The 17,053-nt window shown below is 58.9% G+C and carries 14 protein-coding genes; 11 read left to right on the forward strand and 3 right to left on the reverse strand.

The genetic code is table 11. The annotated features are described in order from the left end of the window. The first annotated feature begins 291 nt into the window (after positions 1 to 291). The 3 genes from QWY76_RS11490 to QWY76_RS11500 are packed head-to-tail and all read left to right on the forward strand — an operon-like array spanning position 292 to position 1,881. Positions 292 to 822 carry a helix-turn-helix domain-containing protein gene (locus tag QWY76_RS11490; protein ID WP_290311351.1) on the forward strand — a complete coding sequence of 177 codons (531 nt, stop codon included), beginning with the start codon at positions 292 to 294 and terminating at the stop codon, positions 820 to 822. Next, the gene (locus tag QWY76_RS11495; protein ID WP_290311352.1) at positions 819 to 1,550 is read left to right on the forward strand and encodes an AzlC family ABC transporter permease; all 732 of its coding nucleotides are present in this window, start codon (positions 819 to 821) and stop codon (positions 1,548 to 1,550) included. Before QWY76_RS11490 ends, QWY76_RS11495 begins: the two co-directional genes overlap by 4 nt. Further along, positions 1,543 to 1,881, forward strand: coding sequence for an AzlD domain-containing protein (locus QWY76_RS11500; protein ID WP_290311353.1), 339 nt, complete (start codon positions 1,543 to 1,545; stop codon positions 1,879 to 1,881). The genes QWY76_RS11495 and QWY76_RS11500 overlap by 8 nt, the downstream gene beginning before the upstream one ends. A gap of 55 nt (positions 1,882 to 1,936) precedes the next feature. Here the strand turns inward: QWY76_RS11500 and QWY76_RS11505 are convergent, their stop codons facing one another. From QWY76_RS11505 to QWY76_RS11515, 3 genes are read right to left on the reverse strand one after another with little or no spacing between them, the layout of a single operon-like run. Further along, complete coding sequence (locus tag QWY76_RS11505; RefSeq protein ID WP_435388981.1) at positions 1,937 to 2,782, reverse strand: SLC13 family permease; 846 nt, start codon at positions 2,780 to 2,782, stop codon at positions 1,937 to 1,939. A 12-nt stretch (positions 2,783 to 2,794) separates the two neighbouring features. Further along, complete coding sequence (locus tag QWY76_RS11510) at positions 2,795 to 2,992, reverse strand: hypothetical protein (protein ID WP_290311355.1); 198 nt, start codon at positions 2,990 to 2,992, stop codon at positions 2,795 to 2,797. A 10-nt stretch (positions 2,993 to 3,002) separates the two neighbouring features. Next, positions 3,003 to 3,488: an SLC13 family permease gene (locus QWY76_RS11515; protein ID WP_290311356.1), complete on the reverse strand. Its 486-nt coding sequence runs from the start codon at positions 3,486 to 3,488 to the stop codon at positions 3,003 to 3,005. A 356-nt stretch (positions 3,489 to 3,844) separates the two neighbouring features. Between QWY76_RS11515 and QWY76_RS20100 the strand changes: the two genes are divergently transcribed. From QWY76_RS20100 to QWY76_RS11545, 8 genes are all read left to right on the forward strand, one after another. Continuing rightward, a complete protein-coding gene (locus QWY76_RS20100; protein ID WP_353960406.1) occupies positions 3,845 to 4,129 on the forward strand; it encodes a transposase in 285 nt (94 codons plus the stop codon). Beyond that, positions 4,069 to 4,287: a transposase gene (locus tag QWY76_RS20105; RefSeq protein ID WP_353960403.1), complete on the forward strand. Its 219-nt coding sequence runs from the start codon at positions 4,069 to 4,071 to the stop codon at positions 4,285 to 4,287. Before QWY76_RS20100 ends, QWY76_RS20105 begins: the two co-directional genes overlap by 61 nt. Before the next feature lie 913 nt (positions 4,288 to 5,200). Next, positions 5,201 to 5,695, forward strand: coding sequence for a Csu type fimbrial protein (locus QWY76_RS11520; protein ID WP_290311358.1), 495 nt, complete (start codon positions 5,201 to 5,203; stop codon positions 5,693 to 5,695). Positions 5,696 to 5,707: 12 nt separating this feature from the next. After that, positions 5,708 to 6,445, forward strand: a complete 738-nt coding sequence (locus QWY76_RS11525; RefSeq protein WP_290311359.1) for a fimbrial biogenesis chaperone — start codon at positions 5,708 to 5,710, stop codon at positions 6,443 to 6,445. Positions 6,446 to 6,493: 48 nt separating this feature from the next. Then, entirely contained in the window at positions 6,494 to 8,785 is a 2,292-nt protein-coding gene (locus QWY76_RS11530; protein ID WP_290311360.1) for a fimbria/pilus outer membrane usher protein, read from the forward strand. Further along, positions 8,782 to 9,276, forward strand: a complete 495-nt coding sequence (locus QWY76_RS11535) for a Csu type fimbrial protein (protein WP_290311361.1) — start codon at positions 8,782 to 8,784, stop codon at positions 9,274 to 9,276. Before QWY76_RS11530 ends, QWY76_RS11535 begins: the two co-directional genes overlap by 4 nt. Positions 9,277 to 10,011: 735 nt before the next feature. Beyond that, entirely contained in the window at positions 10,012 to 13,083 is a 3,072-nt protein-coding gene (drmD, locus tag QWY76_RS11540; protein WP_290311362.1) for a DISARM system SNF2-like helicase DrmD, read from the forward strand. Then, positions 13,083 to 17,051 (forward strand): Eco57I restriction-modification methylase domain-containing protein, encoded by a 3,969-nt coding sequence (locus tag QWY76_RS11545; RefSeq protein WP_290311363.1) that lies wholly within the window; start codon positions 13,083 to 13,085, stop codon positions 17,049 to 17,051. Before drmD ends, QWY76_RS11545 begins: the two co-directional genes overlap by 1 nt. Positions 17,052 to 17,053: the final 2 nt, after the last annotated feature.

Here is a 17,053-nt window from a genome sequence, read left to right on the forward strand (position 1 = left end):
CGCCTGGGGCGGGCCCGACATTACCACCGGCCGCCTGCTGCCCGCGGGGCCTCGCCTGACGTCCCCCTCCCCTCGCCACACCCTGCCCCTGTCCCGTCCGCCGGCACCGCCGGGCGCTCGCGGTACGGGGCCGCCACGCCCCTGCCCCGAACGAGGACGCGCGTCCAGCTAGGCGATCCTGGGATCGGCACAGGCCCCGGGTAGCCGGCGCGACTTGACAGTCTACCGTTCCTTTTATAGAACGTTCCTTATATCGAACACGTTGTCATCGAACGGCATGGAGCACTGACTATGGACCGGCTCTCGCTCGGCACCCTGGGCCAGCACCTGCAACGACTGCGGCAGGAGACGGGGCTGTCGCTGTCGCAGCTGGCGTCCGCCGCCGGCATCGCCAAGTCGAACCTGTCGCGCCTCGAGCAGGGCAACGGCAACCCGACGCTGGATACCATCTGGCGGCTGGCGGTGCAGCTGAACGTGCCCTTCGGCACCCTGGTCGCGCCGATCTCCGTCCCCCTGGGCGAGGACGGGGTGCAGGTGCGGCTGGTCGACCAAGGCAAGGAGACCCCCCAGGTGGACGCCTACTGGATGCGTTGCGCGCCCCACACCATCCGCCATGCCGAGGCCCATACCCCGGGCGCCCGGGAATCGCTCACCCTGATCAGCGGCCAGCTGGAGGCGGGCCCGGAGGGCGAGACCCGGTGCCTGAGCGCCGGCGACACCCACGCCTTCGCGGCCGATCGCCCGCACCTCTATCGCACCGGGGAGAGCTGGGCGACGCTGCTGCTCACCGTCATCTACGCAGAGGGAGACACCCCGCCATGACCCTGCAGGCCACCTCATCGCCGCCTCGCCCCTGGCTGACGGGCGTGCGCGAGGCCATCCCGCTGCTGGGCGGCTACGTGCCGGTGGCGATCTCCTTCGGCCTGGTCGCCATCCAGGCGGGCTTCAGCCCCTGGGAGGCGGTGATCATCTCGGTGCTGTTCTACGCCGGGGCGTCACAGTTCCTGTTCGTCGGCATGATCGCCGGCGGCGCGCCCCTGTGGCTGGTGGTCGTCATGACGACGCTGATCAACCTGCGCCATGTGGTCTATGCCCCCAACCTGGCGCCCTGGCTGACCGCCAGCCGCTGGTGGGCCTGGCTGATGCACACGCTGACCGACCAGGTCTTCGCCCTGGCCCACCATCGCCTGCCGCAGCTTCCCGAGTCGGCACGGCTCGGCTGGTTCACCGGCGCCGCCCTGCTGGCCTGGGCGAGCTGGGTCGCCGGCACGGCCCTGGGGGCCATCGCCGGCGACTGGCTGATGGCCCAGTGGCCGCTGCTCGGCAAGATCCTGCCCTTCGCCCTGCCGGCACTGTTCCTGGTGCTGGTGATGCCGCGCTTCACCTGCCGGCGCTGGAGCCTGGCACTGGGCATCAGCATCCTCCTGGCCATGCTCTGCACCCTGGCCGGCTTCACCAACCTCGGCATCCCCCTGGCTGCCGCCTGCGGGGCGCTGTGCTTCTACATGGTGAGATTCGACGCCCGGACGACGGGAGGTGGCGATGAGTAGCGCGCTCTGGCTGGCCGTGCTGGCCGCGGCCCTCGGCACCCTGCTGATGCGCCTGGTCCCGCTGCTGTGGATGCAGCGCCGGCTCAGCAAGCTCGACGGCGAGCCGGGCGCCGACGCCATGCCCCAGTGGCTCGCCATCCTCGGCCCCATGATGGTGGCCGCCGTGCTCGGCGTCTCGCTGGTGCCGCGCCACCCCGACGCCACGGCCTGGCTGGCCACGCTGATCGGCGTGCTGGCGACCCTGGCCGTCTGGTACCGGCTGCGCTCGCTCGGCTGGCCGGTCGTGGCCGGGGTGGCGGCCTATGGCGCGGTGGTGATCCTGGCGGGGTGAGCGTTCCGGCCCCTTTTGGGGCTCGGCTTGAAGACGCCGATGCCGGGCCGCGGGATCAGAACTGCAGCCCGAGCGCGACGCCGCCGAGTATGTAGCAGAAGAGGGTGATCAAGGCGATCCCGATGACGTTGAGCACGACGCCACCCCGCGCCATCTGGCCGATGGTGACCGCGCCGGTGCCGAAGACGATGGCGTTCGGCGGCGTGCCGACCGGCAGCATGAAGGCACAGGTCGCGGCGAAAGCCGCCGGGATGAGCAGCGTCATCGCATCGGCGCCGATGCCGACCGCCACGCCGCCGAGCACGGGGATGAAGGTCGCGGCCGTCGCCGTGTTGCTGGTCACCTCGGTGAGGAACAGCACGATGGTGACCACGGCGGCGACCAGCAGCACGATCGGCAGTACCTGCAGCCCGGTGATCTGCTCGCCGAACCAGCTGTCCAGGCCGGTGCCTGCGACCGCGCCGGCGAGACTCAGTCCACCGCCGAACAGCAGCAATACGCCCCAGGGCAGCCCGTCCTCGGCATCCTGCCAGTTCAGCACCATCTCGCGCCGGCCTCGCGCGGGCAGGTTGAACATCGCGATGCCGGCGGCGATGGCGGTGTCGTTGAGCTCGCCCAGCGGCCCCAGCCGCTCGCTCACCCAGGGGAGGTTGGCGAGCAGTCCTGGCACGACCCACAGGAACGCCGCCGAGCCGAAGACGATCATCACCATCTTCTCGCCCTGACTGAGCGGGCCGAGCTTGTGGATCTCGCCGTCGATCATCTCCTTGCCACCGGGAATCTCCGCGAGCTTGAACCGGTAGAGCACACGGGTCATCAGCACCCAGCCCACCAGGATGAAGGCAAGGCCCAGCGGCACGCCGAGCATCATCCACTCGAGGAAGCCGATGGTGCGGCCCAGCTCGTCGGCGGCTTAGCCGGCGACGATGGCATTCGGCGGGCTGCCGAGCAGGGTGACCAGGCCGCCCATGCTCGCCGACCAGGCGATCGCCAGCAGCAGGCAGACACCGAACCGCTGGATGTTGTCGTCGAAGATGAAATCGACGTGGCCGGCCCGGTGATGGTCGTGCTCGTGGCCTCCGATGAGCCGGCTGAGGCTTTCGGTGAACAACCTGTTGGGTTTACACAGGTGTGATCTCTCGGTAGGTTCCGGATGAACATCCTACCGAGAGATCACACCTAGGCTCGACCCCGACCCGGGCCAGCGTCAGCAGCGCGATGCGACGATGCAGGTTCCACTTCTCCATCGCGATGGCAATCAAGAAGCCGCCGAGGAACAGGAACACGATGGAGCTGGCGTAGGGCGCCGTGGCCTCGCCGACGGTCCGCGCCGTCAGCATCGGGATCAGCACGATCGGCAACAGGGCCGTTGCCGAGAGCGGGATCGCCTCGGTCATCCACCAGACCGCCATCAGGGTGGCGATCGTCGCGACCCAGCGCGCGTCCGACGACAGCCCTTCGGCGAACCCCATGGCAAGCCAGACCACCAGCGCCATGATCAACCCGAAGGCGCGCAGGCCCCAGGCCATCCTGGCGGATCGCCCGCCGCGCCCTGAGTCACCGGGCGAGTCCTCGTGTTCCCCCTGCTGGCGGGATTGATCGTCCATCAGCCTGCCTCCCCCCCATTGTTCGAACTCATATTAGTTGACTACGTGGGCTACGGCCTATCGGCAGGGAAGGAGCGGTCACGGCGACAGGTACACAGGAACCACGCGCGTCTGTCCCGAGCCGCCCCGGGGCGAGAGGAGCCTGGCGGTGGTGAATGGCATGGACGCCAGTCAAAGGGCTCCCGACAGCATCGCCGCCCTCACGGCGCCGACGGACTCGCTAAGCAGTGGAGAGTTCCTCGGCGTGGAGGCGACGGGATAGTCGCCGTGATGAAGCGACGATCGAACACCGGCGGGAGGAGCTCTGGCCAGCGAAAAAAAAACACTCTGACGCCCCGGGCGAGACCGTGGTCTTCGTGGACGAGTCGAGCTTTTACCTCTGTTCTCATCATCAGAAGACCTTTGCACCCGTCGGTCAGACGTCGGACGTCAAGGGCAAGCGGGGGCGGTCACCACGCCACATGGTCATTGGTGCGGTTTCCCCGGAAGAACGCGCCTATTTCGGTTGGTCGACGGACACCGTGATGGGCGCCACGATCGTCCGCTTCCTGAAGACGCTGCTACGGTATTGGCCGGCAAATTGCGGGTTATCTGGGACAATGCGACGGTTCACCGGTGCCGAGAGGTGCGCGACCTGCTGAGCCAGCCCGAAGTGCAGGACCGTCTTCGACTGGAACCGCTGCCTCCCTACGCGCCGGAGGCGAATCCCGCAGAAGCCTTGTGGAGTTGGATGAAACGGCGGCGTGATCATGTCAGGCGCCTGATGGGCGCTTCGCCAATACATGAGAAACTATTTTGACGATCAGTAGGTTATCGAGCACCAAGAAGGTCTTACTGACCATGCATCGAACACTGGCGGGAGGAGCTCTGGGCCAGCATTAACAATAAAAGCAGACGCGCAGGGCGAGACTCTGACTTTCGTGGATGAGTTGAATTTTCACTTCTGCTCTCATCTTCAGATGACCTTTGTTCCCGTCGGTTAGACACCGGTCGTCAAGGGCAAGCGAGAGTAGTCACTACACCATACGGTCATCGGCACGGTCTCCCCGGAGGGATGATCCCCTTTCAGTTGGTCGATGGACACCGTGAAGGGTGCCAAGATCGTCAAGTCCCTGAAGACGCTGTTGCGGTATTGATTCGGCAGGCTGCGGATCTTCTGGAGCTATTCGCCGGTTCACCAGTGCCGAGAGATACACGACCTGCTGAGTCATCCTGAGATGCAGAACCGATTTCGACCGGAATCGTTGCCTGAGCCTTGCCAATACATTACATTAGAACCTTCTTGGAAGTTCGACAGGTGAGATGGATCACAGAACCGGAATCCGGTCGATTTCGCCGGCAAGGCCGCCGCATCAGCTGAGTTTGACTATGCCTGGTTGCGAAATGGCCGGGTTGCTTCTGGGCGGTTTTCAGCTGAACAAAGTGGGGGCATACTTCCTATAATGAGCTGATACAAATGAAAGATTCGATCCAGCCTGTCCCTGACACGCCCTCCCTTGCCGTGATGGATGCAAGGTATGGCGCCGCTAGGTACGAGTGCAAGCGAGACACGACAGAACACCAACCCCGGGTCGTCTTCATCACGCCGCTTTCTCACTTACACTCCTGATTGCAACTTGTTTCAACCGCAATCGGGATTGTCCGTCTTCTGCTATGCTGGTCACGATTCCGAGATGTGACTCCACAACTCTGCGAACCAAAGGAGCAAGGCAATGAACCGGATCCAGGCCCTGCAAGCGACGCTGATCGCACTCGCTTTGTTCGGCACCGCCGTGCATGCTCAACAAACCTCCACCACGACTTTCCTGGTCAGCGCCACCGTCAACGACACCTGCGAGATCGCCGCGACCGATCTCGCATTCGGGACATACGACCCTAACGCCGCCGACGACATGGACGGGACGTCCACCGTCACGGCCACCTGCACCAGTGGCACGAACTACGATATCGGGCTGGACACGGGCCAGAATACGCCTTCTACCACCACGCGGGCCATGAGCGATGGCGTCACCAACACCCTCGATTACGAGTTGTACTCGGACTCGGCGCGCACGACGGTCTGGGGTAACACGGTCGGCGATGACACGCTCAACGTGACCTCGGCAGGCGGTGCCGAGAACCACACCGTGTACGGCCAGATCCCGGCCGGCCAGTTCGAGCCGGCAGGCAGCTACAGCGACACCATCAACGTGACCGTTACCTACTAAGGACAACCTTGCATGAATCGGCCATGGAGGACCTGGAAACGCTGGCTCGTGGGCCTGGGGATATCGCTTGCCACCCTTGCCACCCAGGCGGCCAGCCTGTCCGTCAACCCCGTCCGCGTGACGCTGCACGACCCGCAACAGATCCGGCATCTTCAGCTGCGCAACGCCGGAGACGAGCCGATGGTCCTGCAAGTGTCGGTCAAGGACCTGTCCATCGCGGACAATCGGGAGCAGTACGCCGACAGCGACGCCCTGGTCGTCACCCCACCGGTGTTCACTATCGAACCCGGAGGGGAACAGGTCGTCCGCCTCGGGTTGGAGAACCCCGTCTCCGCCGGGACGGAGCGGGCCTTCCGGATATTCCTGGAACAGAGCCCGGGCACCCCCGGAGCGACTGACGACAACGACCAGCCCACGCAGATCCAGGTGAACCTACGGCTGGGCATCCCCGTGTTCGTCAGCCCGAACGCCCCGATGCCCCGGGCGCTCGACTGGGAGATCAAGTCGACGGACGATCGCCATGTCCGGGTTGTTGCCGAGAACCAGGGCAACACCCACTCCAGAATCACGACCCTGAGCCTGCGCGACGAGCAGGGGGAGGTGCTGGCCGAATCCGACCGGTTAACCTACCTCCTCCCGGGAACCCGCAGGGCCTGGACGCTGACGCTGCCTGCCGATGGCGGAAGGCCACATCATCTCCGATTCCGGGATCAGCATGGCTCCACGGAGATGGCATTGCGTTCCCGCTGACACATGGAGGTCAGGGGGCTCCACTTTGTCGCCGGTGTCCTGCTGACGATGGCAGGTGCGGCGGCCTCGCCGGCCGGTTCGGCCGCCGGCGACAGCCTCTCCGCGGCCGACGACTACACGGTGCGGATGCTCGGCATCCGGGTCAACACCGTGTCCAAGAACCACGTCACCCGCGTCCTGCAGGATGAACGGGGGCGGCTCCTGGTCGATGAGGAGACGCTTGCCACCGCCGGCCTGACCGTACCGGACAGCCCATCCGCTCAGCGGAACGGCCGCCGTTACTATGCCCTGACTTCCATCCCGGAGCTCGGCTACACCATCGACGAGGACAGGCAGGAACTGGTCCTGGATGCCGGTGCCGCGGGCTTCCAGCCCCTCGAGCTCGACGGGATGGCCGGATACCATGCCCTGACGCAGCAGACAACACCCGGCGGCTTCTTCAACTACGACATCGTCCACCAGTCCAGCGACTTCGATGACACCACCCGCGGCACCATGGAGATCGGAATTTTCAATGCGCTGGGCACGGGCACGACCACATTCCTGGCATCGGATGCGCGCAGCGAACGCGAGCTGACGAGGCTCAACACCACCTGGCGACGGGATTGGCCCGAGAGGACCCGCACCCTGTCGCTGGGCGATACCATCTCACGCTCGGCAAGCTGGGGGCGCTCGGTTCAGTTCGCCGGCATCCAGTGGGGGACCAACTTCGACACCCGGCCGGATTTCATCACCTTCCCGCTTCCCCGTATCAGCGGCGAGACCACGGTACCGGCCTCCATCGACCTTTACACCAACGACCGCAGACGACTGCAGGAACAGCTCCGTCCCGGCCCTTTCTCCCTGGAGAACATCCCCGCGACGGTGGGGATCAACCAGGTACAGATGGTCATCCAGGACGTGTTGGGCCGGGAGCGGGTCATCACGCGCCCCTTCTATGTCAGCCAGTCCCTTCTCAGGAAAGGGCTGCAGGACTTCACCTACGAGGCCGGAGCTATTCGGCGGAACTACGCCATCCATAGCAATGATTATGGACGCGCCTTCTTCGCCGGCACGCATCGTCTGGGCCTCTCCGAACGACTCACCGGCGAGACCCGTGTCGAACTGGTCGAAGACCAGCAGACGGCCGGACTCGGCGCCGCCTGGTTGGCCGGGCCATCTCTCGGCGTGATCACGGCGGCCGCTGCCGGCAGTGCCAGCGATGCCGGCAACGGCGCCCTGCTCTCGTTGGGCGTCACTCGACGCGGCCAGCGGAACAGTTACGGCCTCCTTTACACCTGGGCGGCACGGAAGTTCCGCCAGCTCGGGCTACAGTCAGACGAGCCCGCCCCCGAGAAGATTCTCTCGACCCATTTCGGGAGACGGGTGGCCGACAATGTCTCGATATCCCTGGGCTACACTGGGGTCGACCGGCGGGACGGTTCCGACACGCGTCTTGTCGACGTCGGCCTGTCGACCCGCGTGTTCGACCGGGCTTCCCTCCACGCGAGCCTCCTCCGGAACCTGGAGAACCGCGAGACAACCGCCTGGATGACGCTGTCCGTCCCGCTGGGTTCGCGAACAAGCAGCAGTCTCAGTCATGTGCGCCGGGGTGACGACCAGGGAACCCGATTGCAGCTCCAGAGAAACCTGCCCCCCGGGAGCGGATTCGGCTACCGGCTTTCCACGGAGGACAACGACAACGGCCATGACCGCCACCGGGCTACCCTGCAGGCGCGCACCGACTTCGGCAGCTACCAGGCCGACATCTCCCGCCTGGACGACCAGACCAGCTACCGCCTCAATGCCAGCGGCGGCGTCGCCGTCCTGGGTGGCGATGCGTTCGTGTCCCGCTCCATCGATCGGAGCTTCGGCGTGGTGCGGGTGGGGCAATACCCGGCGGTACGAGTCTATCATGAGAACCACCTGATCGACCGCACCGGGCCGAACGGCATGGCCTTCATTCCCGACATGCGCGCCTTCGAGAGGAACCGGGTCCGGGTCGACGGTGGGGACCTGCCCCTCGATGCTCGGATCGACACACTGGAAAATACGGCCGTTCCGGGATATCGCCAAGGCGCACTGGTCGAGTTCGACGCCGAATCGGCCCGCGGGGCCCTGGTCACCCTGGTGCAGGAAAGCGACGAACCGATCCCGGCCGGGGCCACCGTCCGGGTCATTGGCAAGGATCAACGCTTCCCCGTCGCCCGACGCGGCCAAGCATGGGTCACTGGCCTCGAGCCGGTGAGCACGCTCGAGGCGCGCTGGAACGCCCACCGGTGCACGGCCGAGATCCGCCTGCCGGACAATCCGGGTCCCGTCCCGCGAATCGGCCCCGTGACATGCAAGGAGACACCATGAAGTGCCTGATAGGGCATCCCCTGCCTGCGTTGCTGATTCTTCTCGTCGCCGGCCTCGGCATGCCGAGGCCGGCCGCGGCGTTGCTGGAATCGTGCGAGGTTAGCGCCACGGGGGTGAGTTTCGGCACCTACGACCCGCTCGACGCCTCCGACACCGAGGCGGCCGGCAACGTCGAGGTCACCTGCACCGTCGTGCTTGTCGGGCTCCTCGTTACTTACGACATCGAGTTGAGCACCGGCGGCAGCGGAACGTATTTCCCGCGGGAAATGGCTTCGGGAACCAATTCGCTCGAATACCAGCTCTACACCGATGCGACCCGGGCAACAGTCTGGGGCGACGGTGTGAGCGGGACTGGAACCCGGGGCTTCAACACCTTTCTCTCGGTAGGCACCCATACCCAAGACTATGCCGTCTACGGATCCATTCCCGCCGGCCAGATGGTCGAGGCGGGAAGTTACTCGGACACGATAACGGTCACAGTGCTCTACTGACTGACGGCTCGAGCCTACCGACAAACCATGACTGGCCCCGGCCCTGTCTCGCGGCAACGGACAGGGACGCGATGCAGTGTGCAGTGGCTCACCATTCGCGGCCTTCCCAGCGTACAGGCAATGTGATCTTACCCAGCAATCGTGGACACCGATCTAAGAGATCATTCGGGCCTCGAAGGCATCAGGACTGATCGCTGAAGCCTGCTGATAGAAGGGGGCCGATTCATCACCGGGAGAACAAGATAGGCAGGCACACACGAGAAGAACGAAACCAAAATCAGCTGATGGAATCGTGGTGGGCCCAGCTGGACTCGAACCAGCGACCAAGGGATTATGAGTTCGCTTTTAAATCAATAAGCCACTGATACACAAGGGAAAGCAACCGTAATCGAGCGAAAGGTACAGTTCTTTGGAATCAGTAGCTTAGCGAAATTTGAGGATAGCACATGAAGCTGGTGTGTGTACCGGTGGTGTACCGTTACTAGAGTCCATACAATGAGCCGCGGCGATAGCATGCATGATGGATTAGGTGTCGCACCTGTCCGTTGAGATCGCAGGCCACCTGCCTGCCAAGCTGGAGGTCCACATGCCTAAGGCGCTCACAACGTGGACTAATCAATCAAGCAGGGCTTTGGTTGTACTTTCGGGCGCATCACACACCTCAAGACATCTTCCTCTAAAAAGCGCTGCTAGAAAAGTTCGGCGCCAAAGATGCGAAGGTAAGGAAAGAACTCAATGACAGCCAAGTCTGCCGAAGCACCTGAGCAGGGGCAAATCGTCAAGCTGCGCCACAAGATATGGGCGGTTATAGCAGTCAACAAAACAAATACGCAGCCAAACCAAACCATCCACAGGGTTGCCCTTGAGTGCCTGAGCGACGATGCGCTTGGAGAGAATGTCCAGGTTATTTGGGAGCGTGAAATTGCACCTTCTTTGATTGAGTCTACTGCGCTACCTAATATCACCGCCCACGATGAGCCGGAACTCTTCGACGCTTTTATAAGATCCTTGCAATGGGGCGCTAGCTCGTTGGCCGTCGGCGATATGCTGCATGCCCCATTCCGGGGTGGCGTACAAATGGAGGAATATCAGCTCGCGCCAGTGATCCGGGCCACCAACATGCCCCGGGTACGCCTTTTACTAGCTGATGATGTGGGTCTAGGTAAAACCATTGAGGCGGGCCTGGTCACACAAGAACTCATCCATAGCCACAGGGCAAGTAGTGTATTAATCGTTTGCCCAGCTCATCTGAAGGTAAAATGGGTCGATGAGATGGCTGAGAAGTTCGGTCTCGAGTTTAAAATCATTGATCGGGATTCAGTCCTCAGAATGAGGAAGGAATATGGCCCAAGTATCAATCCCTGGGCCAGCTTTCCCCGGCTTGTGACATCTATCGATTACCTGAAAACAGAGCATCCTCGTCGTCTGTTTAATGAGTACACTCGCCGACGGCTTAAGGAAAGCCCAAACAAGCGCCCATGGGATCTCCTTATCCTAGATGAGGCCCATAACGCTGCGCCATCAGGCAAGAAACAATATGTTCGCGATTCTGAGCGTACATCGCTTCTCAGATCCATTTCTGAACAGTTTGAGCACAAAATGTTTCTTACTGCCACACCGCACAATGGGTATCGAGAAAGCTTCACTGGATTATTAGAGATTCTGGATAATTTGCGTTTTTCGCGCGGCACGGATCTCGATAAGGCTCAACTGTCTGCAGTCGCCGTTCGTCGCCTAAAACAGGATATTTCCAACCCAGATGGCACGCTCCGCTTTCCAAAGCGAATCATCCTTCCTCGCAATGAGTCCGACGACCCTCAGCTCTACGTCAAGTTAGAAGGCGATGAACAACGCCTATTCAATTTTCTTGGAGCTTACACTGTAAGCCGTCTTGCCTCTGTCGACAAGCGTTCCGAACGTCCCTTGCAGTTCATTCTTACCCTGCTGAAAAAGCGAGCACTGTCCTCGCCTTTAGCACTACGCGAAAGTCTTGTCGTCCACACGACAAATGCTGGCATTAAAGATGAACTCAGCATTGGTGAATCCCTATTCAGTAGATTCGAGCAAAAGGAATCCGAAGAGTGGAGTGATGACGACGAAAAAGAAGATAATCTGGAAGCCGCCACAGGTGCCGCATCAAAACTCATTAATGAATTATCAGATGATGAGAAGCAGCTTCTGCGAGACATGTTTGAAATTGTAGATCGTCAGGTTTCTCACTTTTCCATTCAAGAAGACAGCAAGGCTGCTGCGTTGATTTCCTGGATCAACAACAACTTACGCGATAATGACGAGTGGAACGGTGAACGCGTCATCATCTTTACCGAGTACAAGCACACTCTCAATTATCTGGAGCGAGTGCTAGAAAAGCATGACTTTCTGGACGCAACGAGAATCATTGTCGGCGGCATGAATGATAGCGAGCGCCATAAAATCAACGACGAATTTCAGGCACCGAATAGTGAAACCGATGTGCGTATTTTGCTGGCAACAGATGCAGCATCCGAAGGCGCGGATTTTCAGAAGCACTGCCGCAATCTGATTCACTACGAAATCCCCTGGAACCCAATTCGCCTGGAACAGCGCAATGGCCGGGTCGACCGCCATGGACAAAAGACCGACGAAGTTCGCATTCATCACTTTGTTTATAAAAACCAGGAAGACTCTGAGTTTCTCAAACACATCGTCGATAAAGTCGAGACCATCAGAAATGATCTTGGCAGTGTTGGAGCCCTGATTGCCGACAATGTCCGGCGAAAGGCACTTGATCAAGCCGTCAATCTTGCCGCGATCGATGAAGATGCGCGCAGACAAATCGCGCGAGAAGAAATGGCCATTGAAGTACTTGATAACGAAAGCGTCACTCAAATGGTTGAGGCACTAAGCAAGGCGCGCAGCACCCTTGATATATCGGATAGCAATCAGTTGGAGCTACTGCGGCAGGCTTTACGGATCGAAGGCTGCGATGATGCCATCATTCACTTGAGCGACGTCGAGTTTACTTTGGCTCGTGTGCCAACCGCCTGGACCGAATGCAAAGCCTATGTCAGCACGGATCACCAGCAAAAGCGGCTTTCTTTTAATCGCAACAAGACTAGAGAAGATGATGCGGTAGGGATTGTCCATCTCGACCATCCTTTAATGCGAAGGGCGGTTTCTACCTTCCGGATTCAGATGTGGGGAGCCCCCTCATCCAGGCATCGCCTAAACCGGGTCGCTGTATCAGAATCCAACCTGATCACGTCGCCAGCCATTATTGCCTGGGGCCGGCTTGTGCTGCTGGGGCCCGAGCATAATCGTCTGCACGAAGGTCTGGTCCGCTGCCAACTGGTAATTGATAACAGAGCACTTGCGGTTCAGGAAATCACCCGACCAGAAGACTCCACAAGTTACACAGGCGACATCGCGAGTGTTCAGGAACTCATTACCCCCCATTTAGATGAGATTACCCAGCAGCTCGCTACCAGTGCCAATGCAGAGGCACAGCAGCTGATTACAACTTTAAACGAACGCGGGGAACTTGCTCGTAAACATGCACAAAGCCTGGCCACAGAACGCATTGCCGCCATCAGAAATGCCATTAAAGACTGGCAAAAACGTTCTGCCGATATGCAGATGAAATTTTCCTTTGACGATGAAGAACAAGAGCAACGGGAGCAGGATTTACTTGCCCTTCAGTGCAGACTCGAGCAACTTCAACTAGAACGAGAAACCGAGCCAAAACGCCAGAGAGATTTATACAAGGTGACAGATCAGCGAATGTACCCAGTTGCTCTGGAGGTTCTCCTTCCTAAGGAGTGGAACTGATGGCGACCAGTAAACGCGTAGCAAACAGACAGCATCGCTGGCTTTCCAGCGTCGAAATTACCGGCGTGGTTCTAAGTGAGCCAGTGCTCGCCGATGCGGGCAATTTCAGAACACTCGATAAAGCGGAAATTGCAGCTTTCAGAAAACAGCGTGAAATCTGGAACCTGCCCAAAGGCATGGTCGAGGGTAACGGCCAACCAGCCTGGATCAATTTTATTCTCGAAGATTTCCTCGGCCTCAAAGATAGAGACTACTGGCAGGTTGGCGCGGCCATTCCGGCCGATAAGGTGGTTAACCTCCACGAACAGCAAGAAATGCTGCGCCCCAGCCGCGTGCTGCTGGATGAAGGCAACGCCATCATGCTGGTGCTTGAAGTCCCGCGAGAACAATCTCTGGACAAACCCTGGCTTCAGGATAGAGGTCGTTGGAAGGCATCACCCACCACCAAGTTTGAGCGATTGCTGCGTGAAACCGGTGTCGAGCTGGGCTTGCTAACCAATGGTGAAGCCTGGCGTCTGGTTGTTGCGTCACCTTCTGAAACCACGTCCTGGATGACCTGGACCACCCAAACCTGGAACGACGACCCGCTGACCTTGGCAGCCTTTAAGGATCTACTGGGCGAATCGCGTTTTTTTGCCGGGCCCCGGGATCAGGTCATTCTTGAACTCATCAAGCAGAGTCGCCAACGGCAACTGGATGTAGCGGATCAGCTCGGCAATCAGGTGCGAGAGGCACTGCAGATCCTAGTGCACGAATTGGACAGAGTGGATGCCGAACTAGGCGGCGAATATCTGCGGGGCTATAGCGAAGCGGAAGTCTTCGAGTCTAGCGTCGCCTTTATCATGCGTCTGTTGTTTACCCTGTACGCCGAAGAGAACGGCTTGCTGCCCCACGGCAATGTCACGTACGACCGAGCCTATGGCGTGCTGCATCTACTGACGGAGCTCGAGGAAACCAGACGGCTCGCTCCGGAAAAGCTCAAACATTCGTACGCAGCTTATGCCCGCCTGCTGGCGAGTTCACGCCTTCTGCACGATGGCAGTGTCGACCCGGACATTCGCATTGCCGCCCATGGCGGGCAAATGTTCGACCCTAACCGTTATGCATTGCTGGATGGACGGGCGAAAGATGGTAACTGGCCGACCGAGGCGCCGGAGCCGCCAAAGGTCAGGGATGCCGTAATACGCGATATCTTGCGCAGCCTGAAATACGCCAAGGCTGACGGCGTGCCCCAGTTGGTGAGCTACCGAACGCTGGCGGTAGAACAAATTGGCCATATGTATGAAAGTCTACTGGATCGGCGCGTAGCCAGAGCGCCTTCTAACCAAACCCTGCTGCTGTTGCATGGCGGTACCAAGATTGCCGAGCCGGAACCTGTGAATGCAAATGAATTTGCAGGCCTGGAACAAGCGGCACTGATAAAGGTCATTGCCCAGCACACCAGCAAAACGGCAGGCACCATCAAGAAAGTGCTAGAGCGTAACGAAGATAGGCACACATTGGCTAATCTCGGTACTGATGACGCCGAGCTTCTGGCGCAAGCCAAGCCGGTGGAGCGCTTTCTGCAACCCTTGGGTATCGTCCGGCCGGGCGGGCTCTATGTCACCCACGGTCAGGATCGCCGCTCCAGTGGCGCCCACTACACACCACCTACACTCACCGAGCCCGTGGTGCGCCGTACGCTGGAGCACCAGGCATATGTGAATGTAGAAGGCAAGCCCGGCCTGTTGGTTGAGCCCAGGTTGATTAAAACACCGCAGGAAATATTGAGCCTTAAGGTTTGCGACCCAGCCATGGGTTCCGGCGCATTTCTTGTACAAGCAACACGGTATCTGGCCGAACGATTGGTAGACGCCTGGGAGCGCATGGCGGCGGAACAGCCTGACACGATATTGACCATGCCGTTTGGAACTCCATCACAGGGGAAAGCCAGTGAAAACCTGATGCCGGAATCCCGAGAGGAGCGCATTATTTTTGCCCGCCGCTACGTGGCTGAGCACTGTATCTATGGCGTCGATATGAACCGACTGGCAGTGGAGATGGCCAAGCTATCCCTATGGCTGACCACGCTCTCCACCGGTCGCCCCTTTACCTTTGTGGACCATGCGCTCAAACATGGCAACTCTTTGGTTGGGCTTTCGCCTGAGAAAATCCGCAATTTTACCTGGAAGCCTGTAAGCAATGACTTCGGCCCGTTGTTCGCCAACCAGGCCGACAAGGAAATAGTAAAAGCGGAGCAACATCGGGAAGCTATTCATGCCATTTCCGATCACGACTTTATCAGCAAAGAAAAAGAAAACCGCATTGCTGAAGAAGCACTCACCAGTCTCCGTTTAAAGGCGACCCTCGCCATAGCAGCCTTCTTTAACGGTAAAAATACTAAGCAGCGGGAGGCGAAGCTGATTGAGTATCGCTACTGGCTTGAGCGTTTTGGGAAGGATGAGAAGGCATCCGACGAGATTGAGAAGATTGTGAAGGGGCTGACTAGTGGCGATAAGCCAATCATTCCTTTCTGCTGGGAGATCGAGTTCCCCGAAGTTTTTCATAGAGAAAACGGTGGTTTCGATGCCTTCGTTGGCAATCCACCGTTTGCAGGCAAAAACACTACCATTGATGGAAATCGCGACTATTTTGTTGACTGGCTAAAAATGCTGCACGAAGAATCACATGGAAATTCCGATCTGGTCGCGCACTTTTTTCGCCGTACGTTTAACCTACTCAGAAAACAAGGGGCTTCAGGTTTAATCGCGAAAAAGACAATCGCAATTGGTGACACCCGAAGTACAGGACTTCGATGGATTGTTAATCACGGCGGCGTTATCTACAACGCCCAGCGCCGGGTACCATGGCCAGGGAAAGCCGCAGTAATTGTCAGCCTGATTTTCACCAACAAAGGCCGAACTAAGCGACCAATTTATTTGGACAAAAAACGAGTAGATTTGATAACGGCCTATCTATTCGACAAGGGCGATAGTGAGGATCCGCATGTACTTTCTGTCAATTCTGATAAGAGCTTTGTTGGAAGCTACCCACTAGGGATGGGGTTCACCTTTGATGATACGGATACCAAAAGTGTTGCCAGTTCAATTTCCGAAATGCACCGGTTGATAGAGAAAGACGCAAAGAATCAGGAACGGATTTTTCCGTATATTGGTGGATCCGAGGTGAATGATTCTCCAACTCATCAACATCATCGCTATATCATCGATTTTTTTGACATGGATGAGGCGCAGGCCATGCAATGGCCTGACCTGTATGAGATCCTCAAAACAAAGGTTAAACCTGGCAGGGACAAGCAAAAACGACCTGCTGTACGCGACCGTTGGTGGCAATATTGTGAAAAACGGCCCGGTCTGTATAGAACAATTAAACCGCTTGATCGTGTCATGGTCACAACTCAAACCAGCAAATACCGAACGTTCACGTTCTTGCCCAATGGGATGGTTTACGATCAGAAGCTGATCGTCCTTGCTGTGGAGTCTATGGCTGATTTCTGCACAATACATTCAAGGTTTCATGAGGAGTGGGCTCTATTTTTTGGTTCGTACCAAGAAGATAGACCGGTTTATACACCATCTGACTGCTTCGAAACATTCCCATTCCCATCGCTTAGAGATCATGCGGAATTGCTTGAAGCGGCTGCTGATGAGTATTTCAATTTCCGGGAAGAGCTGATGACTTCAAACAATCAAGGACTCACAAAAACGTACAATCGATTTCATAACCCCGATGAACACTCTGCCGAAATCGAGAAACTTCGTCGATTGCACCAGAAGCTGGACGAGGCCGTGTTAAGAGCTTACGAATGGGAAGATCTTAAGCTTAACTATGTCTTTGAACCAGACTACGAAGTTGAAGAGGGTAAAACTATTCCATGGCGGTACCGCTGGCCAGACGAATTACGCAATGAAGTTTTAGCGCGCTTGTTGGCGCTCAACAAAGAGCGCCACCTGCAGGAAATCCACTAAGC

The organism is Halomonas maura, from assembly GCF_030409305.1.
Taxonomy (GTDB): Bacteria; Pseudomonadota; Gammaproteobacteria; order Pseudomonadales; family Halomonadaceae; genus Halomonas; species Halomonas maura.